The sequence below is a fragment of the Sorangium sp. So ce363 genome (assembly GCF_051520435.1).
GTDB lineage: Bacteria > Myxococcota_A > Polyangia > Polyangiales > Polyangiaceae > Sorangium > Sorangium cellulosum_B.
In genome coordinates this window covers 3,289,762-3,313,024 of the sequence record NZ_CP150333.1, presented here as the reverse complement: position 1 = coordinate 3,313,024, position 23,263 = coordinate 3,289,762, and the positions used below count along the sequence as shown (strand labels likewise).

The 23,263-nt window shown below is 72.2% G+C and carries 17 protein-coding genes; 5 read left to right on the top strand and 12 right to left on the bottom strand.

Going from position 1 to position 23,263, the window contains the following annotated elements:
- Positions 1-2 precede the first annotated feature (2 nt).
- The 4 genes from WMF12_RS12820 to WMF12_RS12805 all read right to left on the bottom strand — a co-directional run bounded on the left by WMF12_RS12820 (position 3) and on the right by WMF12_RS12805 (position 5,927).
- Positions 3-3,518, bottom strand: coding sequence for a sigma 54-interacting transcriptional regulator (locus tag WMF12_RS12820; protein ID WP_437871271.1), 3,516 nt, complete (start codon positions 3,516-3,518; stop codon positions 3-5).
- 270 nt (positions 3,519-3,788) lie between these two features.
- A complete protein-coding gene (locus tag WMF12_RS12815) occupies positions 3,789-4,667 on the bottom strand; it encodes a DUF2520 domain-containing protein (protein WP_437871270.1) in 879 nt (292 codons plus the stop codon).
- A complete protein-coding gene (gene nadD / locus WMF12_RS12810; protein WP_437871269.1) occupies positions 4,664-5,326 on the bottom strand; it encodes a nicotinate (nicotinamide) nucleotide adenylyltransferase in 663 nt (220 codons plus the stop codon). Before nadD ends, WMF12_RS12815 begins: the two co-directional genes overlap by 4 nt.
- Positions 5,310-5,927: a hypothetical protein gene (locus WMF12_RS12805; protein WP_231864811.1), complete on the bottom strand. Its 618-nt coding sequence runs from the start codon at positions 5,925-5,927 to the stop codon at positions 5,310-5,312. Before WMF12_RS12805 ends, nadD begins: the two co-directional genes overlap by 17 nt.
- Before the next feature lie 296 nt (positions 5,928-6,223).
- Here WMF12_RS12805 and WMF12_RS12800 point away from each other — a divergent pair, with 296 nt between their 5' ends.
- Entirely contained in the window at positions 6,224-7,498 is a 1,275-nt protein-coding gene (locus WMF12_RS12800) for a (2Fe-2S)-binding protein (protein ID WP_437871268.1), read from the top strand.
- 40 nt (positions 7,499-7,538) lie between these two features.
- Here WMF12_RS12800 and WMF12_RS12795 read toward each other — a convergent pair whose 3' ends face one another.
- The 3 genes from WMF12_RS12795 to WMF12_RS12785 all read right to left on the bottom strand — a co-directional run bounded on the left by WMF12_RS12795 (position 7,539) and on the right by WMF12_RS12785 (position 10,807).
- Entirely contained in the window at positions 7,539-8,270 is a 732-nt protein-coding gene (locus WMF12_RS12795; RefSeq protein WP_437745909.1) for a heme exporter protein CcmB, read from the bottom strand.
- Entirely contained in the window at positions 8,267-10,210 is a 1,944-nt protein-coding gene (speA, locus tag WMF12_RS12790) for a biosynthetic arginine decarboxylase (RefSeq protein ID WP_437871267.1), read from the bottom strand. The genes WMF12_RS12795 and speA overlap by 4 nt, the downstream gene beginning before the upstream one ends.
- 228 nt (positions 10,211-10,438) lie before the next feature.
- The gene (locus tag WMF12_RS12785; RefSeq protein WP_012235084.1) at positions 10,439-10,807 is read right to left on the bottom strand and encodes a hypothetical protein; all 369 of its coding nucleotides are present in this window, start codon (positions 10,805-10,807) and stop codon (positions 10,439-10,441) included.
- A gap of 207 nt (positions 10,808-11,014) precedes the next feature.
- Between WMF12_RS12785 and WMF12_RS12780 the strand changes: the two genes are divergently transcribed.
- Entirely contained in the window at positions 11,015-12,028 is a 1,014-nt protein-coding gene (locus tag WMF12_RS12780) for a CPBP family glutamic-type intramembrane protease (RefSeq protein WP_437871266.1), read from the top strand.
- Positions 12,029-12,092: 64 nt separating this feature from the next.
- On the opposite strand, the gene WMF12_RS12775 is transcribed toward WMF12_RS12780, so the two are convergent.
- Complete coding sequence (locus WMF12_RS12775; protein ID WP_272103287.1) at positions 12,093-12,578, bottom strand: hypothetical protein; 486 nt, start codon at positions 12,576-12,578, stop codon at positions 12,093-12,095.
- 207 nt (positions 12,579-12,785) lie between these two features.
- Between WMF12_RS12775 and WMF12_RS12770 the strand changes: the two genes are divergently transcribed.
- Positions 12,786-13,490 carry a transglycosylase SLT domain-containing protein gene (locus tag WMF12_RS12770; protein WP_437745905.1) on the top strand — a complete coding sequence of 235 codons (705 nt, stop codon included), beginning with the start codon at positions 12,786-12,788 and terminating at the stop codon, positions 13,488-13,490.
- A 211-nt stretch (positions 13,491-13,701) separates the two neighbouring features.
- Positions 13,702-15,087 carry a KamA family radical SAM protein gene (locus WMF12_RS12765; protein ID WP_437871264.1) on the top strand — a complete coding sequence of 462 codons (1,386 nt, stop codon included), beginning with the start codon at positions 13,702-13,704 and terminating at the stop codon, positions 15,085-15,087.
- A gap of 54 nt (positions 15,088-15,141) precedes the next feature.
- Here WMF12_RS12765 and WMF12_RS12760 read toward each other — a convergent pair whose 3' ends face one another.
- The 4 genes from WMF12_RS12760 to WMF12_RS12745 all read right to left on the bottom strand — a co-directional run bounded on the left by WMF12_RS12760 (position 15,142) and on the right by WMF12_RS12745 (position 21,707).
- A complete protein-coding gene (locus tag WMF12_RS12760; protein ID WP_437871262.1) occupies positions 15,142-16,596 on the bottom strand; it encodes a WYL domain-containing protein in 1,455 nt (484 codons plus the stop codon).
- Between the two features lie 237 nt (positions 16,597-16,833).
- Positions 16,834-17,478: a hypothetical protein gene (locus WMF12_RS12755; protein ID WP_437871257.1), complete on the bottom strand. Its 645-nt coding sequence runs from the start codon at positions 17,476-17,478 to the stop codon at positions 16,834-16,836.
- A gap of 269 nt (positions 17,479-17,747) precedes the next feature.
- A complete protein-coding gene (locus WMF12_RS12750; protein WP_437871254.1) occupies positions 17,748-19,745 on the bottom strand; it encodes a MopE-related protein in 1,998 nt (665 codons plus the stop codon).
- Between the two features lie 294 nt (positions 19,746-20,039).
- A complete protein-coding gene (locus WMF12_RS12745; protein WP_437871250.1) occupies positions 20,040-21,707 on the bottom strand; it encodes a hypothetical protein in 1,668 nt (555 codons plus the stop codon).
- Between the two features lie 211 nt (positions 21,708-21,918).
- Here WMF12_RS12745 and WMF12_RS12740 point away from each other — a divergent pair, with 211 nt between their 5' ends.
- Positions 21,919-23,256, top strand: a complete 1,338-nt coding sequence (locus tag WMF12_RS12740) for a porin (protein ID WP_437871244.1) — start codon at positions 21,919-21,921, stop codon at positions 23,254-23,256.
- The last annotated feature ends 7 nt before the right edge of the window (positions 23,257-23,263 follow it).

Below are 23,263 nucleotides of genomic sequence, written 5' to 3'. Positions count from 1 at the left end.
CTTCAATCCTCCGAAGTCCCGCCAAAGCCATACTGTTTGACAAGCTGGGAAAGCCGCGGACGTTTCATGCCCAGGAGCACGGCGGCGCGTGTGATGTTCCCACGACTTTCGTCGAGCGCCCTAGCAACGCACTCGCGCTCGATCTCGCGCTTCATGTCGCTGAGGCTGACCCCTCCGCGGACATGAGCGTACGCGAGCTCCAGCGGCGTGCGATCCACAGGCATCGACGGGGGATGTGCCACCTGCGTCGCCTGATCGGGCGCCGACGCGCGTGGCCCGCTGGACGGCTCTCTGGGCGCGTCTCTGGACGACTCTCTCGACGATTCTCTCGACGATTCTAAAGCAGGGTGCATGCCAGCCCTCGGCGTCATCGGAGCGCTCACCAGCTCCGCGGCGTCGAGCTCCCGCAGCCCTTCGACGTTCGTCGTGAAATCCTCGAGATCGATCACCTCACTGTCCGCGAAGATCGCCGCGGCGCGCAGGGCGTTCTCGAGCTCGCGCACGTTCCCCGGCCAGGAGTGCCGCGACAGCGCCTCGATGGCCCGGCTGGACAGGCGCTTCGGCGCCACGCCACGCTCGCCGCCGATCCTCTCCAGGATCGCGGCCGCGATCGCGGGCAGATCCCGCGGCCGATGGCGCAGCGCGGGGACCTCCAGGACGACCTGCCGGAGCCGGTAATAGAGATCTTCCCGGAACTCGCCCCGGGCAACCATCGCACGCAGGTCGCGGTGGGTCGCGCAGAGGATCCGTACGTTCGCGCGCAGCGGCGTGACACCCCCGACCCGCTCGAAGGTCTTGTCCTGCAGGACGCGGAGCAGCGCGACCTGCGTGCGCGGCGAGATGTCCCCGATCTCGTCGAGGAAGAGCGTTCCCCCCTCGGCGAGCTCGAAGCGCCCGCGACGGCGCGACGCCGCGCCGGTGAACGACCCCTTCTCGTGGCCGAACAGCTCCGAGAGCAGCAGCGTCTCGACCAGGGCGGCACAGTTGACCTTGATCAGCGGGCCCGCGCGCCGCGCGCTCACCTCGTGGATCGCCTCGGCGACGAGCTCCTTCCCGGTGCCGCTCTCGCCGTGGATCAACACGGTCGCGTCGCTCGCGCCGACCTTCTCGATCTGGTGGATGAGGCTGAGCAGCGCCGGCGTCGTCCCGACCATCCGCTTGATCGCGGGGCCCACGCTCGCCGGCCTCGGGGCGCGAGCCGCCCCCCTGGCGCACCCGGCGCACGCGCTGGAGCCGCAGAGCTCGCAGCCCCTCGGCTCCGCCTCGGCGGCGCTGCGCGCGCACGCCTCCAGCCGGGCGAGCTCGGCGAAGCTCCGGCGCGCGAGGAACTTGCGCGAGATCTCGGGCGGGAGCGACTCGGCGATGCGATCGCGGAGGTCGATCGCCGCCTCCAGGTGCGAGCGCGCCGCCGTGGGCTCGTCCTCGGGGGCGCGCGACGCGCGGTCCCCGGCGGACGACGCGTGGTGAAGCAGCACGTGAGCCTCCAGGGCGCACTCGTGGCTGTGGGCCTGGCGCGACAGCGCGAGCGCCTCCGCGGCGATCGGCCCGAACGGCGCGCCGGCGGCGCGCGAGCACATCGCCTCGAGGAGGGCGATCTCGGCGCGGTGCCGGTCGGAGGTCGCCTCGGCGCGCGCCCGCTGGATCATCTGACCGGCCTGCAGGAGGTCGCCGTCGTGCAGCGCGATGCGCGCGGCGATCGCGTAGCACTCGCCGAGCTTCGAGCCGGCGCCGTAGGCGAAGGCGGCCGTGAGCTCGGACCAGGCGTCCACCGTGCGGCGGCACTCGAGGTGGATCTGCGCCGCGACGTAGGCGACGTGCGTGATCCGAACGCCAGGGATGACGTGGCCGCAGGCCTTCCGCGCGAACGCGAGCGCCTGCTCGGCCTCCTCGATCAGCCCGAGCTGTAGCCGGATCTCGGCGAGGTTCGTGATGAGGTTCACGAGCGCGACCTTGTCGCCGATCCTCCGGAAGATCTCGATCGCGCGCTCGAAGAGGCGCAAGGCCTCCGGGTACTCGTGCTTCAGGTGGGCGATGACCGCGAGGTTCGTGAGCGCATAGCCGGTCGCCGCGCGCTCGCCGCGCCGCTCTCCCTCCTCGAGCACGCCGGCGAGCATCGTGCGCGCCTCGTCGAGGCGGCCGCTGGAGAGCAGCGCGATGGCGCGGTTCAGCCGGGCGCGCAGCTCGCTCACGTGCTCGCCCGCGCACGCCGCCTCCCACGCGTCGGCCGCGAAGTGCAGCTCCGCCTCGGCCCAGGCCTGCTGCGCGAGGAGGAGCTTGCCGAGGATGTTGCGCGCCTGGAGGCGCGTCGCGATCTCCCCCGCGCCGGCGAGCCCTTCCTCGGCGCGCGCCTTGGCCGCCGCGAGGTCGCCCGTCTTGCAGCAGAGCTCCGCCATCTCCACAGCGCCGCGCGCCCGCTCCTCGGGCGTGGCGGCGAGCGAGAGCGCCCGCGAGAGCACCATCGCGGCGGTCGTGAGGTCGCCGCGCGCGCTCGTCGCGCGGCCGCGCACGAGCAGCGCGGCGAACGTCTCCCGCTCGCGCTGGGCCGCGGAGGAGAAGTCGATGGCGAACTCGATGTCGCCGAGCCGGAGCGCGAGCGTCGCCGCGCGGAGCAGCCGCTCGCCCGACGCGGCGCTCCCGCCGGAGAGCGCCCGCATCGTCCGGGCCCAGCGCTGCCAGAAATCGGCGCGCGCCGACGGCTCGCCGACCGAGGAGATCGCGAGCATCGCCGCGGCCTCGGCGCGGTCGTCTTGGCCCAGCGAGGCGAGGAGCTCGCTCGCGCGCGAGAGGCTCCACGGGTCGGACGACTGCTCCTCGAGCGCCTCCGCGATCGCGAACACATCCTCGCGGTCGACGTTGGCCGGGTCGACGATCGCGCGCCGCGCGGCGACCCACCCTCGATCGTCGACCTCGATCAGACCGAGGGCGGCGAGCTCCTGGGCGACCCCCTGGCACGCCGCGTCCCCCGGCCCGGGCTCCGCGCGCCGCGCCGCGAGCTGGCGGAGCTGCGCGGACGGCCAGGGCCGCTGGCTCAGCGCGAGCCGGTCGAGCAGGCGCGCGGCCTCGCGGCTCGGCGGCTGCCGCGCGGGGCGCTGCTCGGGCGGCGCGGCCAGCACGGCGGAGCACCAGCCCTCCAGCGCGTCGAGCCGCTCGATCTTCGCGACGACCCGGCGCTCCGCGTCCGCCGCGAACGCCTCCCAGAAGCGGTGCAGATCGTCCGGCGACGCGATGCCGTCGATCGTGAGCGCGCTCGTCCAGGGCCGCATCGCGCCGTCGCTGCACACGATGACCAGCGCGGAGCACGACCCCTCCGCGATGAGGCGCGTGACCTCATCCAGCACCAGGCTCCCCCAGCTGGTGGCCTCTCCCTCGGCGACCAGCAGGATCGCGCCTTGCGCGGCGGCGCTGATGCCCTGCGCGGCCGCGGCCGGATCGGCAGAGGTGACAGCGCAGCGAAGCGCGAGATCGCGCCAGGGATCCCGATCCGCGGCGTGCGCGGCCGAGATCAGCGAGCGTCCCACACCTCGAGCGCGGCGCGCGAGGTGGGAACAAACGGCGTCCAGGACCGACCGCTGTCCATGGACGTGGAGCACCCCACGCGACGCGGCATCACGGACGCGCTCATCGAGCGCCCGGAACCCCCCGGAGTCGCTCGTGATGACAGAAGGAACGCAGGCTGCGGCAACGGATCCCAAGGCAACAAAAGCGTACCTCTCCGCCGGACCTCGCATCAATGGATCCCGCCGTTGAATATAATGAGGCGCCTACCTCACCATTAGAAAATTACAGTCTTATTGCCCTGTTCCGTCCAGGACCCGCTGGATGGCGTCGAACGCATCCGCGGGTGCTTCGCCCAGGACGCGGGCCAGCGGGAGCTGCGTCGCCGCGGCGGCGACGTAGAACGGTACGAGGTGCGGCGCGAGCCGACAGAGCGCTTCGAGGTGCCGCGCGACGCCGGCCGCGTCGCCGCGGCGCACCGGCCCCGTCAGCGCGTCGGGCACGCCGAGGACCTCGACGTTGTCCGCGACCGTGCGGAGCAGCGGGCCGAGCATCTCGGCCGCCGTCCTCCGATCGATGCCCGCGCGCTCGAGCAGGTCGACGCCGGCGGCGGCGAGAGCGGCAGCGCCGTTGGCGACCAGGCCCGCCGCCGCGTGGTAGGCGACGCGGTCGAGGCCGGAGCACGTGCGCGGCGTCATGCCGAGGCACACCCCGAGCGAGCGAGCGGCGCGCACGGCGGTCGGATCGCCGTCAATGTGGAGCTGGCCACGCTCGAGGAAGGGCGCGAACGAGGGCGAGGCGAACGAGATCATCGGGTGCATCTGCGCGACCGAGACGCGGCCGCCTCGCGCCGCCGCGAGCGCCTCCGGGCCGAGCGCGCCGGCGCAGTGCACCACGGCGACGTCCCTGTGGCCGACGAGCCCGCGGTCGCGCAGCGCCTCGGCGCACGGCGCGATATCCCGATCGCGCACGGCGAGGATCACGAAGTTCGCCTCGATGCGCTCCGACGGCAGGCCGTCCCGGGCCGGCCGGAGGGTCACTCGTAGCCCCGCGTCGCGGATCGCGCGCGCGAGCCCGCGGCCCACCTTGCCGCCGCCATAGATGAACACCTCCAGGAGGGCGTTGTCCTCCGGGTGCACCGGCGACGGGCGCGTGCTGTCCATCTCGCTCATGGGCCGCTCCCGTAAAGGCGGTGCGCGAGCACGTAGTCCAGCACGGCGCGCGGCACGCGCTGGTGGACGGCCTCGAGATCGCCCGCCGCGAGCGCCCGACGGATGTCGCTGCTCGAGATCCGAGGGAGCTCCACGTCCGCGGGGCGCAGGTGAGGACGATCATCGGCCGGCTCCGCATCGAGGCGCTCCGCGGCGGGCGCGACGACGCCGGAGCGGCCGAGGACGATCGGCGGGGCGAGCTGCTCGATGCGGTCGAAGCGGTGCCACCTCGGTAGATCGGGGAGCACGTCGGCGCCCACGAGCAGGCGCATCGCCCAGTCCGAGTGCGCCGCAGCGAGGTGCTCCAGCGTGCGCAGCGTGAGGCTCTCGCCGCCGAGATCGCGCTCGACGGGCGACACCGACACGCCCGGGAGCCACCCGAGCGCGAGGTGGCACATCGCCAGACGATGCTCGAACGGCACGAGCTCCTTCGAGAAGGGGTGGCGGTAGACAGGGACGACGAGCACCTCGTCGATCGGCGCGATGGAGATCGCGTAGGTGGCCGCGAGGACATGCGCGACGTGGGGCGGGTTGAAGCTGCCCCCGAAGATGGCGACGCGGCGCGCCTCGGGCGCGCGCGCGGCCGGGGCGCGGGCGGGCGCATCAACCGTGCGAGCCACCTTGAACCCTCAGCCTGGGGCCGGCGGCGGACGGGCCCACGATCTCGCGCGCCGTCACCGCGCCGCTCGCGTTCATCACCTCGATCCGCACGCCGCCCTGCCCGTCGTCGAGGAGCGCCGTGCCGCCGTCGGAGCCGATCGGCCCCGGAGAGAAGAACGTCCGCGAGCCGACCTTCTTGATGAGCGGCTCCGGGCTCTTGCCGAAGACGAGGAGCGACGCCGCCACGATGTCCTCCTCGTCGAGCGCCGCCTTGTCGAACACGAAGAGCGCGACGCGCCCGTCCAGGATCTCGATGGTGCGCCGGCCCGACGGCAGGCTCATCAGCACCCGGAGGCGCAGCCGAGCGCGCTCGGACGCCACGAAGGCGTCGATCTGGTCCGGCGTCGCGGCGGCGCACCGAGCGGCCCGATCGAACAGCGCGCCCTCGGTGGGGTCCGCGCCGACGAGGCGCTGCGCCCAGCCCACGACGACCCGGTCGAGCGCGTCGTCCTCGGCGACGTAGATGACCCGCTCGGCGTGGCCTTCGTCGAGCAGGTGCTGCGCGCCGCGAGCGAGCGCGGGCAGATCACCCTGAGCAGGGCCGAGGACGCCGAGGCGCATCGGACACAGCATAGATCACCGCGCGAAGGTGAGGGCACCTTCTCCACTCCGCCCGCTCTGCGCGCTACCCACGCCTCGGCTGCCTCCCATTGCCTCCCTTTGCCTCCCATGATTCCCGCGCCGCCCGTGCCTCCCGCGCCTCCCGCGCCTCCCGCGATTGCGCGCCTCCGCGCGTCGGGCTCCTGCCGCCGGCGATCGTCTGTCTTTCCCTGCTCCGGCCTCTCTCCGTCTCTCTCCTCCTGCTTGCTCCCGCGCCCTCCTCTGCCGGCGCGGCGCGCGTCTGCTAGCGTCCGCCCATGTTTCGGCGAGCTCGCGCGCTCCAGCATCCGGTCACCATCACCCTCGACGGGGCGGACGTCCCGGCGGAGCGGGGCGAGCCCCTGGCCGTGGCGCTGATCGCCTCCGGGCGCGTGACGCTCGCGCGAAGCCCGAAGCTGCACCGTCCCAGGGCGCCGACCTGCCTGCGCGGAGGCTGCGACGGCTGCCTCGCGCGGGTCGATGGCGTGCCCAACGTGATGACCTGCCTGCGGCCGGCGGCCGGTGGAGAGCGCATCGAGGTGCAGAACGTCGTGGGCTCGCGGCAGGCCGACCTGCTCCAGGTGACCGACTGGTTCTTCCCGCAGGGGATCGACCACCACCACCTGATGGCCGGCGTCCCCGGCCTGTCCGGGGTCATGCAGTCGATCGCGCGCAAGCTGGCGGGGCTCGGGCAGCTGCCGAGCGCGGCGCTCCCCCCCGAGCGCGCCGCGCGGCTCGACGTGGACGCGGCCGTGCTCGGCGCCGGGCCCGCAGGCGTGGCGGCTGCGTCGGCGCTCTCGGCGCGCGGCCTCCGCGTGGCGCTGGTCGACGACGGGCTCGCTCCCGGCGGGTCGCTCGCCGGCGCGCCGCGCCGCGCGGCGGAGCTCCTCGCGCGATACCCGCTCGACGGCGTCCGCGTGCTCCGCCGTCACGTGGCCGCCGGCGTTTACCTCGGCGAGCTCCTGGTCGCCGGCGACGCGGGCGCGACCGTGATCAGGGCGCCCGCCAAGGTCTTCGCCACCGGGGCGCACGACGGCGTCGCGGCGTTCCCGAACAACGATCTGCCCGGGGTCTTCTCGGCGCGCGCGTTCTGCCGGCTCCTCGCGTGCGGCGTCGAGCCGACCGGCCCCGTCGCGCTCGCGGGCGAGGGCCTCTGGGCCGACGAGCTCGCGAGCGCCCTCGGCGACCGCATCGCGGTCCGGATCCCGCTCGCCGCGCTCGCCGCGGTGAACGGGATCTCGCAGGTAAAGAGCGTGACGGTGCGCGACGCGCCGTTCGCCCCCGACAGCCCGACGAGCGACGTCCGGGTCGTGGCCGTCGCGGTGGACGCGCCGGCCGCGCCCGCGTTCGAGGTCGCCGCGCAGGCGGGCGCGCGCGTCGAGATCCACCCGCGCGCGGGGTACGCGGTGCAGGTCGACGCGCGCGGTAAGGCCGGCGACGGCCTGTGGGCGATCGGCGAGTGCACCGGCGCCTCGCTCGATCTGGCCGGCATCGAGCGGGCGGCGACGATCCTCGCCGACGACGTGCTCGCGGCGCGCGGCGCGCCCGCGTGAGCCTGCGGGCGCGCGCGTCGAGATCGACCCGCGCGGCGGCTCAGCCCTCGATGATCAGATCGAAGAGGCCGAGCCCGCCCGCGAGGAACACGACGTCGAACACGCCCATGAGCGCCACGTAGTCGGTGAGCTCGCCGATCGTCGCGCCGCCGAAGAGCTCCCGCGTCCCCGCGACCGCGGCGAGCAATGTGGGCGCGAGCAGCGGGAAGAGCACGCTCGCGAGCACGAGGTCGCGGGCGCGGGTGCGCACGGTCATGGCCCCGAAGAGGGTGCCGCTCGCGGCGATGCCCGGCGTCGCCGCGAGGCAGAAGAGCGCGAGCCCCGGGCCCGTCTTCACGAGATCCACCGCGAAGAGGAGCGCCGCGACCGGGATGATGATCACCTCGACCGCGATCACGAACGCGCAGAGCCCGAGCGCCTTGCCGGCGAAGAGCGCGCTCCTCGCGATGGGCAGCACGAGCAGGCCCGAGAGCGCGCCGTCCTCGCGCTCCCGCTGCCACGTGCGGCTCAGCGCGAGCACCGACGCGAACGCCACGCTCACCCAGATGACCCCGGGCGCGACGCGCTCGGCCGCGTCCTGGCCCGCGTAGAACGCGAGCGACGCGATCACGGCGACGAGCACCGCGAAGAACCCGCTCGTGGTGACGATCTCGCCCGTGGCGAGCTCGATCGCGAGGTCCTTCCGCGCGACGAGCGCCGCCTGGCGCGCCCAGCCGGGCCGGCGCCGGGGGAGCGACGCGCGGACCGTGGGCGCCGTGCTCTCCGAGATCACGGCGCGGAGGTGAGGCTCAGGTACGTCTGGTCCTTGAGCCCCCGCTCGTAGTCGGCGAGGAGGCGCATGCCCTCCGTCGGCTTGAGCAGGTCCTGCTTGATCGCGCCGTCCACCTGGGCCTTCACCTTCCCCACGAGATCGCGGTTGTCGTACTGGGTCAGCGCCAGCACCTCGTGGATCTTGTTCCCGGCGATCGTCTCCTCGATGTAGTACCCGCTCTCCTCGTCCTCATCGAGGAAGACGTGCACCTCGTTGACCCGGCCGAAGAGGTTGTGGATGTCGCCCATGATGTCCTGGTACGCGCCGGTCAGGAAGATGCCGACGTAGTACGGCTGGTCGCCCGAGATCGGGTGCAGCGGGAGCGTGTCCTTCACGTCGTTGAGATCGATGAACTTGCTCACCTTGCCGTCGGAGTCGCAGGTGATGTCGACGAGCGTGCTGTCGGCCGCGGGGCGCTCGTTCAGCCGGTGGATCGGCACGATCGGGAAGAGCGCGCCGAGCGCCCAGTGATCGAGCAGCGACTGGAACACCGAGAAGTTGCAGATGTACTGGTCGGCGAGCTGCTTGCGGAGCTCGCCGAGATCGTCCGGCACCTCCTCCGGCTCGAGCGACGACGCGATCTTCTGCATGGCCTCGGCGATCTCCCAGAAGAGGATCTCGACCCGGGCCTTCACGTCGAGGTTGAGGAGGCCGAGCTCGAACATCTTTTGCGCCTCCTCCTTGATCTGGAGGAGGTCGTGCCACGACTCGCCGAGGTTCGGTCCGGAGATGTTGTCCTTGATGTAGAGGAGGTTCTGGATGAGCTTGTGCTCCTCGGTCTGGATGTCGATCGGCGACATCGGCGTCTTCTCGATCGAGCCGAACGCCTGGACGACCAGCACCGAGTGGTGCGCGACGATCGCTCGCCCGGACTCGGAGACGATGTTGGGGTGAGGCACCCGCTCCTCGTCGCAGATGTCGGCGATGTTGTGCACGATGTCGCGCGCATACTCCTCGACCGAGTAGTTCATCGAGGAGTGGAAGGTCGAGCGCGAGCCGTCGTAGTCGATGGCGAGCCCGCCGCCGACGTCGATGTACTCGATGCGCTGCCCCATCTTGCGGAGCTTCGCGTAGTAGCGCGTCGCCTCGCGCACGGCGCGCTTGATGATCAGGATGTCCGGCACCTGCGAGCCGATATGGAAATGGAGGAGCTTGAACGAGGAGCTCATGCCCGCCTCGTCCATGATCCTGATCGCCGCGAGGATCTCCGCCGTGGAGAGCCCGAACTTCGCGTTCTCTCCGCCCGACGTCTTCCACTTGCCCGCGCCCTCGGTGAGCAGCCGCACCCGGAGCCCGATCATCGGCTCGACGTTCATCTCCTTGGCGACGCGGGTGATCATCCGCACCTCGGAGAGCTTCTCCGCGATGAGGATCACCTTCTTGCCGAGCTTGCGCCCGATCAGCGCCGTGCGGATGAAGTTGTCGTCCTTGTAGCCGTTGCAGACGATCAGCGACTCGGGGTCGGTATGGACCGACAGGCCGGCGAACACCTCGGGCTTGGAGCCGACCTCGACGCCGTAGTGGTAGGTCTTTCCCGCGTCGAGGATCTCCTCCACGACCTCCCGGAGCTGGTTCACCTTGATCGGGAACACGCCGCGGTAGGTCCCGCGGAACTTGCTCTCGGCGATCGCCCTGTTGAAGGCCTCGTTGAGCGCCCGCACCCGGTGATGGAGGAGATCCTGAAAGCGGATGAGCAGCGGCGTGCGGAGCCCTTGCTCGAGCGCCGCGTCGACGACGTCGCGGATCGCGATCTTGCTGCCGCGCTCCTGGAGCGGCGCGACCGTGAGGTTGCCGTCCGGGCTCACGTCGAAGTAGCCACGACCCCAGCGGTCGATCATGTAGAGCGACTTGGCGTCTTCGGTCGTCCAGACGTCGGTCTCGGTCTCGTGCGCGCTGCTCACGGTCGTTCTCCTTGGCGGGGGCCGCGGCCGGCGACACCCACACCTTCTCTGGGAGGGCCCCCACGAGGGGGCTTCTGGCTCATCAGGGGGACGTCAGATCGTCGGTCCGACGCAGGACGGCTGGATGCCGCGCGCTGGCGACGCGGCTCATTACGATAGGAACGCCTGACCTTCAAGGGCAGGCAGCCCGGTCACAACCGGCGGGAGGGGGCTCCGAGCAGCGCGCGCTCAGGCCTGGGCCTTCGAGGCCGCCTTCGCCCGCTTCGAGGCCGACTGGTAGAGATCATAGAGGCGCGGGACGGGGTACGCCTCGAGGCGCTTCCTGTACCCCTGGTCCTTCGACCGGTTCAGGACGGTCAACGTCTCGTCGATGAGCTTCGCCCGCGTCCCGAACTTCTCCTTTACAACGCTGAACGTCGCGTGGAGGCGGAGGAGCTTGGCGTTCGAGACGTGATCCAGGCCCTTCGTGCCGCCCCGATCGGAGCTGACGCGCCCGAGCCAGAGGTCCTCGGTCGCGAACCCTTTCACGGCCTCGACGAGCTTCGCCTTGTCGCCGAAGCGCTCCTTCACGATCGCAAGCGGATTTTTGCTGGCCATTGCTGAGACTCCCACGGGCAGGCGAGGCCTGCGCCGGACATGCGCGAGATGACTCGCGCGGCTTTGAAGAGGGGCGCGATCTAGCAGAGCAGGGCAGGGCGCCGCAAGGCCGCGCTGCGGAGGGGCGGCGCCGGCGGCGGTCGAGATCCCGCGTCGCCCGAGTGTCGCCGCTGTGCTGGGCCGCGGATCGTGGTACACGGCGCGCCGATGCTCAACCTGGGGAGCTGGCTCGTGGCGCACGTCGACCGGCTCCGGCCGCTGCAGCCGCCCCTCTCGGACGTCAGCTCCCGCCTCGCCGGGCCCTCGTCGGCCCTGGGGAGCACCGTCCTCAAGGCCCTGTTCCCGGTCGTCGCGTACATCGCGCTCGCGCCCGTCCTCTGGCTCTTCTTCCGGCGCACCTGGCGGGAGCTCGACGTCGAGGCCCACGAGCACCAGCGGCGCACCCTCGCCGCCGGCGGCTACGACCGCCGCCCCGCGGTCCTGTTCACCATCACCGCCGTCGTGCTCATGCTGCAGCAGTACTACGGCGGCCGCGCTGTCTACGACGAGCACATCCGGCCGTGGCTGCGCGAGCTCGAGCTCGCTCAGGCGCTCTCGCCGACCGGGACGCTGCTGCCCATCTCGATCCGCCGCTACGACGAGCTCTACGGCTACGTCTGGTGGTCGTTCACCCGCGTCTTCGGGTACGTCGCCATCCCGATGGTCGCGTGGAAGGCCTGCTTCCCGAAGGACAGCCTGCTCGACATGGGGCTGCGCGTCCGGGGGCTCGCGAAGCACGCGTGGATCTACCTGCTCTGCCTCGCCGTCGTCGTCCCGGCGGTGTTCGTCGTCGCGAGCGCGCCCGACTTCGGGACCTATTACCCGTTCTACAAGCAGTCCTCCCGCTCCTGGTTCGACCTCATCGCCTGGGAGACGATGTATTTCGCCCAGTTCTTCGCGCTGGAGATCTTCTTCCGCGGCTTCTGGCTCGCCGGCCTGCGGCACACGCTGGGCTCCGGCGCGATCTTCGCGATGATCGTCCCCTACTGCATGATCCACTTCGGCAAGCCGTACCTGGAGGCGGCCGGCGCCGTGGTCGCCGGGATCGCGCTCGGCTCGCTCGCGATGCGCACGAAGAGCATCTACTCGGGCTTCCTGGTCCACGTCACGATCGCGCTGCTCATGGACCTCGTCGCGCTGTCGAACCGCGGCGCGCTGCCGCGATCGTTCTGGGGGACGTGACGTCTCCTGACGTCTTCGCCGGCCGGCCGGCGGCGCGCCCGATGACGCGCCCTCGCGCCTCGGCTCAGCCGAGCGTCCGGGTCAGCTTGCGCATGATCTCCGCCCGGCTGCGGTCACGGATCCCGCGCCGGTAGAGCGCCTCCAGCCCGCCCGCGGCCGCGCGCACCGCGTCGCGGTGCTCGCCGTCCCAGGGGAGCACCGCGAGCCTCCGCCAGAGGATCTTCTCGAGGAGCCGGGGTTTGCGCTTGGCCAGCGCGCCGCTCGCGAGCTCGATGACCCGAGCCGAGGTCGGGTCGGCGCGCATCGCGCGCACGAAGAACCCCACGGCCGCTGTCACGCGGCGGCCGCCGTGCATCGCCTGTACGCCAGCGTCGCACAGGGCCTCGGCCCGCTCGCGCGGGGTCGCCGCGCGCCGCGCGCGCTCCCGCGCGGCCTGCACCTCGGCGCTCAGCGCGTCCCGGCGCCGCCGGGCAGGGCGCATCTTGACGACGAGGAACAGGATGAAGAGGGCCGCAACCCCCGCGAGCACATGCCGCCAGCCGATCTCCATGGCGCCCGCCTTACTACAGCGCCCGGGACGTGCTCACCAGACCGAGCTTCCACGACGGGGGGGCGGCGCGCCGGATCGCCTCACGACGGCGTCCTCGGAATGACGGCGCGTGCCCGAAGCGTTGCTCTCCAATTCAGCTTCCTCCGATTCCACCGGCACGATTTCCGCCGACACGGTGCGGTTTGCGCGAGCGGACGATCGCAACCTATGCTGAACCGAGAGATGCCTGCCCCGTCGACCTCCGGGCCTTCCCTTCGCGTGCCCCTGCGCGCCCTCGCCGCCGCGCTCGGGCTCGCCGTCCTCGCGCTGCACCCGGGCAGCGCGCTCGCCGACATCTTCACGTACACCGACGCGGATGGAACGGTGCACTTCGCGAACCGCCCCACCGGCGACGCGCGGTTCAAGCTGTACATCAAGGGCGACGGGCGCCGCTCTTCGACGACGCGCGCGGGGGTGACGCCCGTCGCGCCGAGCGACAAATCGCTCGAGCGCTTCAGCCGCTACGACGCGTGGATCCGGCAGGCCGCCGCGCTCTATCAGATCCCCGAGGAGCTCGTCCGCGCGGTGATCAAGTGCGAGAGCGACTACGATCCACGGGCCGTCTCGCCCGTCGGCGCGCAGGGGCTGATGCAGCTGATGCCAGAGACCGCGCTCCGCATGCAGGTGCGCGACGCGTTCGACGCGCGAGAGAACATCTTCGGTGGAACGCGGTACCTGCGCATCCTGGCCAACCTCTTCAACGGAGATCTCGATCTCACCATCGCCGGCTACAACGCCGGTGAAGGGGCGGTCATGAGGCACGGCGGCATCCCGCCGTACGAAGAGACCCAGGCCTACGTGACGCGCGTCCGGACCTACTACGCGCGCTACCGCACCACCCGCGACACCACGGTCGCGTCGATCGAACCCTGACCGGCTCGCGCGCCCGCCAACCCCCCGCCCGCCCGCCAGAGGCGCCGCTCGGCGACAAGCGGCGCACATCGCCCCCGACGGGGTACCGCGATGCTACGCTCCCAGGAACCGCTGCCGCAGCCTCTCCCGGGCAGGCCCCGAGACGCGTAGGCGCAGGCACGCGGCCATCCCTCGACGCTCTCTTTGCTCCGCGCGAGCAAGGGTCCACGACATGACGACCACCTCGAGCCTCATCGAACTCAGCAAGCGAAGCCACGACATCGCGCCCCTCAAGCCGCCGGTGGACCCGGCGTCCCTCCAGCACGCGAACCTGCTCGAGCTGCCCGATTTCCGGAGGATCCCGGCCTACGCCGACGTGACCGACGAGCAGTTCATGGACCACCGGTGGCAGGCGAAGAAGTCGATCACCCGCCCCGACAAGCTGCTCGACACGCTGCGCGGGATGGTGTCGGACGACTTCATCCGGGACGCGACCGAGGGCTTCGCGCGCGCGCCGATGAGCGTCCGGGTCTCGCCGTACATGCTCTCTCTGATCGACTGGAACGATCCGTACGGCGATCCGCTCCGTACGCAGTTCATCCCGCTGGCCTCGCGCTTCCTGCCGGATCACCCGAAGCTCGGGCTCGACTCGCTGCACGAGCGCGCGGACGCGCCCGTCCCCGGGCTGACGCACCGCTACGCCGACAAGGCGCTCTTCCTGCCGCTCGACACGTGCCCCGTGTACTGCCGCTTCTGTACGCGCAGCTACGCGGTGGGCATCGACACGGAGGAGGTCGAGAAGACCCACTTCAAGGTCGACGAGGAGCGCTGGAAGCGAGCGTACGCGTACATCGCGTCGCGTCCCGAGCTGGAGGACATCGTCGTCTCCGGCGGAGACGCGTACAACCTGCGGCCGGAGCAGCTCGGCGCGATCGGCGAGACGCTCCTCAGGATGCCGAACATCCAGCGCATCCGCCTCGCCACGAAGGGCCCGGCCGTGATGCCGCAGAAGATCCTGACCGACGACGAGTGGATCGACGCGGTCACGCGCACGGTCGAGCTCGGCCGGAAGCTGCACAAGGAGGTCGTGATCCACACGCACTTCAACCACCCGAACGAGATCACGGGCGTCACCCGCGACGCGATGAACAAGCTCTTCGAGCGGGGGATCACGGTCAGGAACCAATCCGTGCTGCAGCGCGGGGTGAACGACACGCCCGAGACGATGAAGCTGCTCGTGAAGCGCCTGGGGCACGTGCACGTGCACCCCTACTACGTCTACATCCACGACCTCGTCCGCGGCGTGGAGGACCTCCGGACCACGCTGGCGACCGGGCTCACGATCGAGAAGTACGTGCGCGGCTCGACCGCCGGGTTCAACACGCCGACGTTCGTCGTCGACGCGCCCGGCGGCGGAGGCAAGCGCGACGCGCACTCGTTCGAGCACTACGACCGCACGACCGGGATCTCGGTGTTCGAGGCGCCGAGCGTCAAGCCGGGGCAGCGGTACACGTACTTCGATCCGATCGATCAGCTGCCGGCCGAGGGGCGCGCCCGCTGGGCGGACCCGGCGGAGCACCAGAAGATGATCGACGAGGCGCTCCAGGCCTCGCGCTGAGGCGGGCCAGCTCCGCGGGTCAGGGATCCCACCCGGGATCGCTGGACTGCGGAGCTAGGCCTCGGCCGGCGACGGCGGCTCCTCGTAGCGAGCGAGCGCGCCGGCGAGCTCGCGCTTCACGCGGTCCACGAGGTCGGGCGGCTCGACGACGCGCGCGGTCTCGCCGAAGCCGAGGACCCACGTCGCGAGCTCCGTCATGTCGCCGATGAGCATCGTGAGCCGCACGCCGCCGCCGGACAGCGGCGTGATCTCCTGAGACGGATGCACCTTGCGCGTCCGCACGAACTCGGTGACACGCTCGTCGAAGTCGATCACGACGCGCCGGGGCTCGCCCCCGCGCCAGATGCCGAACTGGCCCTGGAAGTAGTCGTCGATGGAGAAATCCGGGGGCAGCTCGAACCGCTCGGTGACCGCGCACTCCGTGTCGCGCATGCGATCGAGCAGGAACGTGCGCACCTCGCCGCGCCCCACGTGGAGGCCCACGCAGTAGATCGCGTCCTTGTAGAGGACGAGCGCGTACGGGTGGATGAGCACCCGCTCCTCGCGCCCGTCCCGCGAGCGGCGGTAACGGCACCGCAGGGGGCGCAGGTCGGCGACGGACTGGAACAGGTCGTCGAGCTCCTCGGTGCGCGCGGCGTAGTCCTTCGGGGCGAACGGGAGATAGAGGAAGCGCTCCTCCAGCCGCGCGTCGGCGACGCCGGCGTTCGGCCCGCGCCCGGGCCTGCGCGCGACGCCGAGGAGGCGCTGCGCGGCGAGGTCGATCTCCTCGAACAGGGTCGAGCCGCGCATCGGCTCGAACAGCCGGCGGGCGGCGAGCAGGGCGTACGCCTGCGTCCGCCGCACCTCGACGCGCCGGGGCGCCTCGCTCGGAGACAGCCGCCAGAGGCGAGGGCCCCCGGGGCGCGTGGCGACCGACACGAGATCGAGCTCGCGCTTGACCTCGACAAGGTAGCGCCGGAGCGAGCGCGGCGTGACGTTGAGCTCGCGCGCGAGATCGTAGATCGTCAGGCCGGCAGGGTGCTTCTGCAGCAGGCTGCGCAGCGAGTCGAGCCGCCGGTGCTGCGTGAACGGGCCGCGCGGCCGGCCGCGCTGCGCGCCGCCCCGCTCGTCGTCCTCGTCGTCGTCGTCGTCGTCGTCCGGCGGAGGAGGCCTCTTCGAGGCGGCCGCAGGAGCACCCGCGTCCGCCCGCGGAGGGCCCGCTGGAGGGCGCACGCTCGGCGCGGACGGGGCCGCTGGAGGGCGCACGCTCGGGGCCGCCGTGCTCGATCTGACGTCGAGGGCCGCGTCCCCGGTGAGCCGCGGCGCCGCGCCCGCGCGCGGCTTCGAGGGCGGCGTCGCGCCGCTCGAGAACGGGTCGGCGGTCTGGCCGGCGCGCGGGCGCGGAGCAGCCGCTGCCCCGCTCGATTTGCCGGCCCCTCGCGCGCGGGTGGACGACGAGGTGGCAGGCGCATGGGCACCCCCAGGGCCTGTGCGAACAGCGCGCGCCATCAGCTCAGCGCTGTATCGCATCACCCCCTCCCGTCCAAGATGTTTGTCCCGCGCCCTGCCGACCGAGCAGCGATCGCCGGCCGGGCGCGCGGCGGCGACGCTCGCGGCGCTCCAGGAAGCGGCGCTCAGCGCTCGCCACGGCGCCGTGAGCCCGCGAAAATGTCGTTAGGTTACGGGAATTTCGCCGCGGCGAGCCGTGGGGACGCAGCGGCGAGCGGCGCGAACCGGAGCGGGTCCGCCGCGCCGCCGGCGGGCGGCTCACCAGGGACGATCGCGCATCGTCTTCTTGTACTGCTCCTTGTAGAGGTCGTGGCACTGCTTGCAGCTCGCCTTCGCGCCGTCGACGTCGCCGGCCTTCGCCTTGGCGATGCCAGCCTTCGTGATCGCCACCCAGCTGCCCATGCCGGGCGGCGGCTTGCTGGCCACGTACTGCAGCGCCGTCGCGATCTTCGCGGCGTCGCCGCTCGAGGTCGCGGAGGCCATCGTGCTCTTCATCCAGGCCTGCATTGGGCACATCTTCTGGCCCTTCGCCCCGCACTCGAACTTCTTCTCGCCCGCCTGCGCGGCGCCGGTCGACGCTGGTCCCGCGGCCGCGGCGGCAGACGCAGCGGCCGTCGCCTTCGGCGCGGCCGTCTCCGCCGGCTCGGCGGTCGCCGCGGCCGTCTCCGCCGGAGCGGCCGACGCAGCGGCCGTCGGCTCGGCGGTCGCCGCGGCCGGCACGGCCGCCGTCGCCGCCGTCGCCGCCGGCGCGGCCGTCGTCGCCGCAGGGGCGGCGCTCTCGGTCGGCTTGCCCTCGGCCACCGCTCCGGGGGCCGTCGCGTCGCTCCCCTTGCTATCGCAGCCGAGCGTGGTGAAAGACAGGCTCGCGAGCAACAGCGCGAGCGGCGTGAGCGTTCTCCTCATGCAGTCTCCTTGGGTGATGAACGGAAGCGCTCCTGACGAGCGCGAGGCCGAGGGATGCGTGCCGCGGTCCTCTGTGCGCCGCGCAGTGTAATCGGGTCGCCGTCCGTCCGCTGCGGTCGCGCGCCTCGGTCGGGGCGCCATTCCTCGAAGCGCCGCGTCCCCACAGCGCCCTCGCCAGGGGCGCCGCCGAGGCCCCCCCATCGGGTGATCGGGCGCCGCGCCCCGACGTGCCCCGGAGCGGCGCCTGCCCTACCGCCCTGCGCGGCGCTTCACTCGCGCGTGCCGGGCGTCGAGGCAAACGTCGACCACTGGAAGTTGTCGAGGAGGGCCACGGAATCGTTCCAGGGATCGCCGGTGTCCCAAAGTACGAAGCGCAGCTCCATGATCTCACCTGGGGTGACATTGCCGTTCATGACCAGCCATCCGGTCCCGCCGCCCGCACGCTCGCTCGAACCGCACCAGCCGGGCTCACCTTCGAACTGGGCGGGCGGCCTCGTGGCATCGAACCCTGTCCCGCGGAGCTGGGTGATGCTCGTGCAGGTCGTCGTCGTGCCGGGGGTGGCGCCGCCGCCGCACCCGGTCGGCCCGTTCACGCACTGGGTGAAGAGCCCGGTGCCGCCGAACGCGAGGTTCGTGCCCAGCGGGTAGACCGGCGCCCCGGCGGGCGGCGGGTCATAGAAGGCGAGGTTCCCGTCCGCCGGGTTCGCCGCCTCGCCTGGAAAGGGCTCGAACGTCGAGTCGAGGAGCGCCAGAAAGAAGTCGTTGAAGCGGCTGCACACCCACTCCGGATACTCGGACGAGAGGAAGAACGTCGAGACGCTGAACGCGCTCGCGTTCGTCGGCACGCGGACGCGCAGCTTCAGCATCACGGGATCGTAGGCCGTCGCGCCGCCCTGCGGGTCAGGGCACCCGGGCGCGTTCGGGAGGTTGTCGCCGTTCGCGTCGAGCCAGTCCGCGGGCACCCTGCTCGACGTCCCCATGTCCTGGCCGCCCTGGAACGGGGCGAAGCTCGGCCTCGTGTCGTTCGGCGCCGCCTCGGCCGCAGCGACGCCGGTCGAGAGCACCGCGAGCCGCGCGCCCTGGAGCGGCGTGATGCCGGAGCCGAAGCCCTGGCGGATCGATCGCTGGGCCGCGGCCGGCGCGCTTGCGCCGTCGGCGCGGTGGAAGCTCGCGGAGAGGACACCCCACGTGCGCTGCGAGCGCGACGGTGGGCTCGCCGTCGTGGTGACGCAGAGGTCGATCGCCTTCGCATAATCGAGCGCGGTCGGCGAGTCGCTCGTGAGCCCGGCGTCGCAAGGCGCGGTGTTGTCTGCCACGCCGTCGCAGTCGTCGTCGATCCCGTTGCCCGCCACCTCGAACGCGCCGCGGTTCACGAGGGCCGGGGTGCCGCACCCGTCCGACGGGGAGTCGCAGCAATCGCCGTCGCAGATCGTCCACCCGTCGCCGTCCTGATCGGGTGGGTTGTCGACGACGCCGTCGCAGTCGTTGTCGACATCGTCGGCGCACACGTCGAGCGCCGGCAGCACCTGGTGGAGGCATGGCCCCCACGAGAGGCCGCTCGGCCTGCAGGTGGAGACCCCGGGGGCGCAGGGAGCGACCCCTTCGGTGCCCGGCGATCCCTCGTAACACACCCTCGTGTCGCCCGGCGTGCACGAGCAGGGCCCGCGCTCTGCTTCGTCGTGCTCGCACCCGTCCGCCGGGTCGTGGTTGCAGTCGAGGAACCCGTCCTCGCAGGCGGTGAGCGCGCACGCTCCCGAGGCGCAGGCGATCCCGGCGTGCGAGAGCTCCGGACAGGCGCGACCGCAGGCGCCGCAGCTCAGCGCGTCCGTCAGGAGATCCCGACAGACACCATCGCAGCACGCCGCGCCGCTCTCACACGGATGCGCCGCCGAGCAGCCCTGGACGCACTCGCCCTCTCCGGTGCACAGCGCGCCCGGGGGACAGTCGCCGTCGACGATACAGGCAACACAGGCGTGCTTCGCGGGATCGCAGGTGAGCGGAGCTGCGCAGTCGGACTCGTCTTCACAGCCCGAAAGGCAGCGCTTCGCCTCGGGATCGCAAACCTGACCGGGCGGGCACGCCAGAGGGCCAGGCAGACAGGCCACGCAGTCGCCCGTCTCCCGGTCGCACAGCGGGGCGCTCGGGTCCGCGGCGCAGTCGGCCGGACAGCCGGAAGCGCCCTCGCCTCCGGCGCCTCGCGGGGTGTCGGGGCCTGCCGCGCCGGCGCAGGACGGCGCCACGCCGGACGCCAGCGCGAGCCCGACCACGGCGGCAAGCCCTCCGCTCCAGGCCAGCGGGCGGCGACGGACTGCGCGGGTTCTTGTCGACATCGGCAAGCGGCTCCCCTCCTCGGCGCGACGCACCCGAGGGGTGGCCGACCGCAAGGATCGTAGACTACCCGGTCGGTGCCTGGAACGACGGCAGATCGGCGGGGATGAGGCGCCTCGCCTGAACGTCACGTCATCGACGCGCCCCCTGCGACCACGGCGCGCTTCGCGACGCGCGACACACGACAGCGGCGCGCTCGGCTGCGCCGAGCGGAGGTGCGACCGGGGCGTCGCTCAACGCGTGTGCTCGTAGAGCGTGAAGGCGCCATCGCGCTCGATCCGGCGAAACGAGGGGTGCGCCGCGGTGAACACCGGCTTATCCGGCCGCTCGTTCCGGAGGATCACGTAATCGTACGCGACGCCATGGACATCCGGCTTGAACCACTCACCGCGGTTCGACGGTGGCGCGGGGAGGCGACGCTTCAGCGTGAAGGGGAAACCCACGTTGTGCCAGCCGTCCGCGCTGAAGCCCCCGTGCATGATCTGCACCCACGAGGAGAAGTGGTTCGTGCCCTCGATGATCAACGATTCATCGGTCCGTGGAGGCAGCGTCAAGAAGAGGACCTCGGCGCCCGGCGGGATGCGCGCCACCATCCGGGCGAACGGCGCGACGCGCTCGTCGAAGCGCGCGTATTTCTCCGAGAGGTGGAGCGGCAGCACGAGCGCGGCCGCCACGGCGGGGGCCATCAGGAGGCGCGAGCGGCCCTGGAGCGGCGCCGTGATGGCCAGGAAGCCGAAGAAGCAGATGAACGGCGAGAAGCGCCCGCTCACGAACCACCAGTCGAAGGGGCGAGCCAGGTGCAGCGGCACGAGAAAATAGCAGATCGCCATCGCAGCGCAGAGGGCGAGAGAGCGATGGCGGTGCAGCCGGTCGAGAAGCGAGCCGGCAGGCGCGGCTGGCTCGCGCGCGGGAAGGCCGCGGCCAAGGAGGAAGCGCCGGGCGACGCCGGAGAGGCCCAGCAGCGACGCCACCGCGAGGAGCACCCAGAAGAGCCGGGTGTCGAGATCGCCCGATACCGAGTCGAGCGTGTACTCGGGGAACGATCGGAGCATCTCGTGCCATGGCACCCAGACGCCCTGGAACCGCGGGCCGCTCCGCAGATCGACCATGGGGCTCTTGAAGGCGACGAGCTGCCACAGGACGAGCGCGACGGCGGGCGCGAAGAGCGGCAGCGCGACGGCGATCCGCGACCACCGGGGCAGGTGGCAGAGCATCAGCACGGCGACGCAGACGTAATAGCCGAAGAGGATCAGCGGATGGCTGAGGCCGCAGCCGACGCTGAGCAGCGCGACGGCAGCCCCGCGCAAGGGGCTCGGCCGATCGAGGTAGGCGTCGAGCGCGAGCACGCCGGCGAGCAGCAGCGCGACGCCGACGAGGAACGGCAGGAAGCCGCACGCCCAGGAGAGGGTGAAGGCCAGCGGGAAGGTGAGGACCGAGAGCCAGGGGCTGCGCCGCGTCCGGCGCGCCCAGCCGAGCGCCGCCGCGGGGATGGAGAGCACATACCCGGAGAGCACGACGCGATTCGCGTTCTCGAGGCCGACGCCATAGGCGATCACGTGCGTCAGGATGTGATAGGCGCCGTAGGGGGCCGGACGGAGGCTGAGCTCGTAGAAGTCCCTGAAGCGCGTCCACGGCTCATCGAAGCTGTGCCAGATATGGACGGCCGCGAGGTGGTTCGGCAGATCGAGCAGCGGCAGGAACCGCACCCGCCATATCGGCACGACGGCTGCGACGGCGAGGAGCACGAACGTCGCGACGAACGCCCTGTCGCAGGGCCAGCGATTCCCGCTCCCGACCGCGGGAGGCGCCTCCGCGCCGGGAGATCGAGGCGGCGAGGCGGCGGACGCGCTGGCCCGGGGCGTGGGATCGCTGTCGGGCGGGCTCGAACCGGGCATTTCCATGAGAAGTGTGGCGCTCCCCTTCCCTCCGCTGCTGCGCGAGGAGCGGGTAGGCCGCGAGCGATAGCACAGCGCGCCGCGCGGATTGCAGCGCCGCGTGTCTTCCTCTAGTTTCCCGGGCACCTCGCCGGGTGGACACGGCACGAGGTGACGACCACTGGCCAGCCGGAGCGGCACGGGGCGCTCCACGCAGCCCTCCAGGAGACCCGAATCCATGAGGCACCTCGCTCGCGTCGCAGGCGGCGCCGCAGTCCTGCTCGCCGCCGCCACGCCGCGCGCGCAGGAGCCCGAGCCCGCGGCAGAGGAGCCCGCCGCCGCGGTCGCGAGCCCTGGCGACGCGCAGGCAGAAGGGGTCGAGGCGGCCGCCGAGCCGGAAGGCGCAGCGGCGCCGGCCGCTCGGGCGAGCGCGCCTGCGCGGGAGCCGCGGCCGCGCGAGGCGCCAGCGCCCGCCTCTCCGGCGCCCGCGAGCGGCGACCGCGGCGACCTCTTGCCGCCGGGCTTCCGGGAGCGGGTGCGGGTCGCGCTCGGGCCGCTCGAGATCGCGCCGATCGCGCTGCTCGCGCTGCAGGCCGCGCCCTACGTGGGCGACGACGCGCTGGGCCAGGCCGGCGACAGCGCCGAGCAGCCCGGCTTCCGGCTGCGCCGGGTCCGCGCCGGGCTGCGCGGCGACGTCGCGGGGCTCGTGCGGTTCGCCATCTCGACGGAGCTCGCCGGGGACGACGAGGGGACGGCGCGCATCCACGAGGCGTGGGCCGGCGTCACGGCGGCGCGCGCGCTCGAGGTGATCGCGGGCGCGCGCACCGTGCCCTTCTCTCGCTCGGCGATGACCGGCGCCGGCGACGGCGCCCTCGCCGAGCGGCCGCTCGCCGTCCGCGCGATCGCCCCGTTCACGCAGGTCGGGATCCAGGCCGAAGGGCACTTCCAGGACCGCGCCTTCAGCTGTCACGCGGGCGTCTACAACGCCTTCCAGCGCTCGGATCAGTTCTACGCAGGTCCCTCCGAGAGCCTCGCTCCCCTCGGCAACCGCTTCGAGGGGATCGCCGTCGCCGGCCGGGTCGCCACCGAGCCGCGGGGCCCGCTCGGCCGTACGCTCCAGGACGTCGCCCGCTCGCCCTTCCGCCTCGGGGTCGGCGCCGACGGCTTCTTCAGCGACGGCGGCGCGCGCACGCTCTACGGCGCGAGCGCCGATGTCCTGGTGCACGCCGCGGGGCTTCACGCGCTCGGCGAGGTGCTCTGGACCGGGGCGAGCCCCAAGGCGGTGCCCACCCAGCCGATCGCGCAGATCACCTCGGTCTCGTCGCTCGCGCTCGTCTTCGAGGCAGGCTACATGCTCATCGCCCGGAAGCTCGGTGTCTCGGGTCGCGTGGAGTGGATCGACCCCAACCTGGATATCGACGATGAAGGGGACAACCTCGTGCTCACCGGCGGCGCGAGCTACCACGCGTACGACGATCTGGTGAAGGCGCAGCTCGAATACACGCACCGGGAGGAGCTCGGCGGGCTGTCGAGCTCGAACGACGTGCTCCTCCTGCAACTCCAACTCTCGCTGTAGGAGAGAG

Coding starts and splice junctions, on each gene's coding strand:
- WMF12_RS12815 (WP_437871270.1), bottom strand. CDS start 4,667: ATGAGCGAGATGGACAGCACGCGCCCGTCGCCGGTGCACCCGGAGGAC.
- WMF12_RS12805 (WP_231864811.1), bottom strand. CDS start 5,927: ATGCGCCTCGGCGTCCTCGGCCCTGCTCAGGGTGATCTGCCCGCGCTC.
- WMF12_RS12800 (WP_437871268.1), top strand. CDS start 6,224: ATGTTTCGGCGAGCTCGCGCGCTCCAGCATCCGGTCACCATCACCCTC.
- WMF12_RS12785 (WP_012235084.1), bottom strand. CDS start 10,807: ATGGCCAGCAAAAATCCGCTTGCGATCGTGAAGGAGCGCTTCGGCGAC.
- WMF12_RS12780 (WP_437871266.1), top strand. CDS start 11,015: ATGCTCAACCTGGGGAGCTGGCTCGTGGCGCACGTCGACCGGCTCCGG.
- WMF12_RS12775 (WP_272103287.1), bottom strand. CDS start 12,578: ATGGAGATCGGCTGGCGGCATGTGCTCGCGGGGGTTGCGGCCCTCTTC.
- WMF12_RS12770 (WP_437745905.1), top strand. CDS start 12,786: ATGCTGAACCGAGAGATGCCTGCCCCGTCGACCTCCGGGCCTTCCCTT.
- WMF12_RS12765 (WP_437871264.1), top strand. CDS start 13,702: ATGACGACCACCTCGAGCCTCATCGAACTCAGCAAGCGAAGCCACGAC.
- WMF12_RS12760 (WP_437871262.1), bottom strand. CDS start 16,596: ATGCGATACAGCGCTGAGCTGATGGCGCGCGCTGTTCGCACAGGCCCT.
- WMF12_RS12755 (WP_437871257.1), bottom strand. CDS start 17,478: ATGAGGAGAACGCTCACGCCGCTCGCGCTGTTGCTCGCGAGCCTGTCT.
- WMF12_RS12745 (WP_437871250.1), bottom strand. CDS start 21,707: ATGGAAATGCCCGGTTCGAGCCCGCCCGACAGCGATCCCACGCCCCGG.
- WMF12_RS12740 (WP_437871244.1), top strand. CDS start 21,919: ATGAGGCACCTCGCTCGCGTCGCAGGCGGCGCCGCAGTCCTGCTCGCC.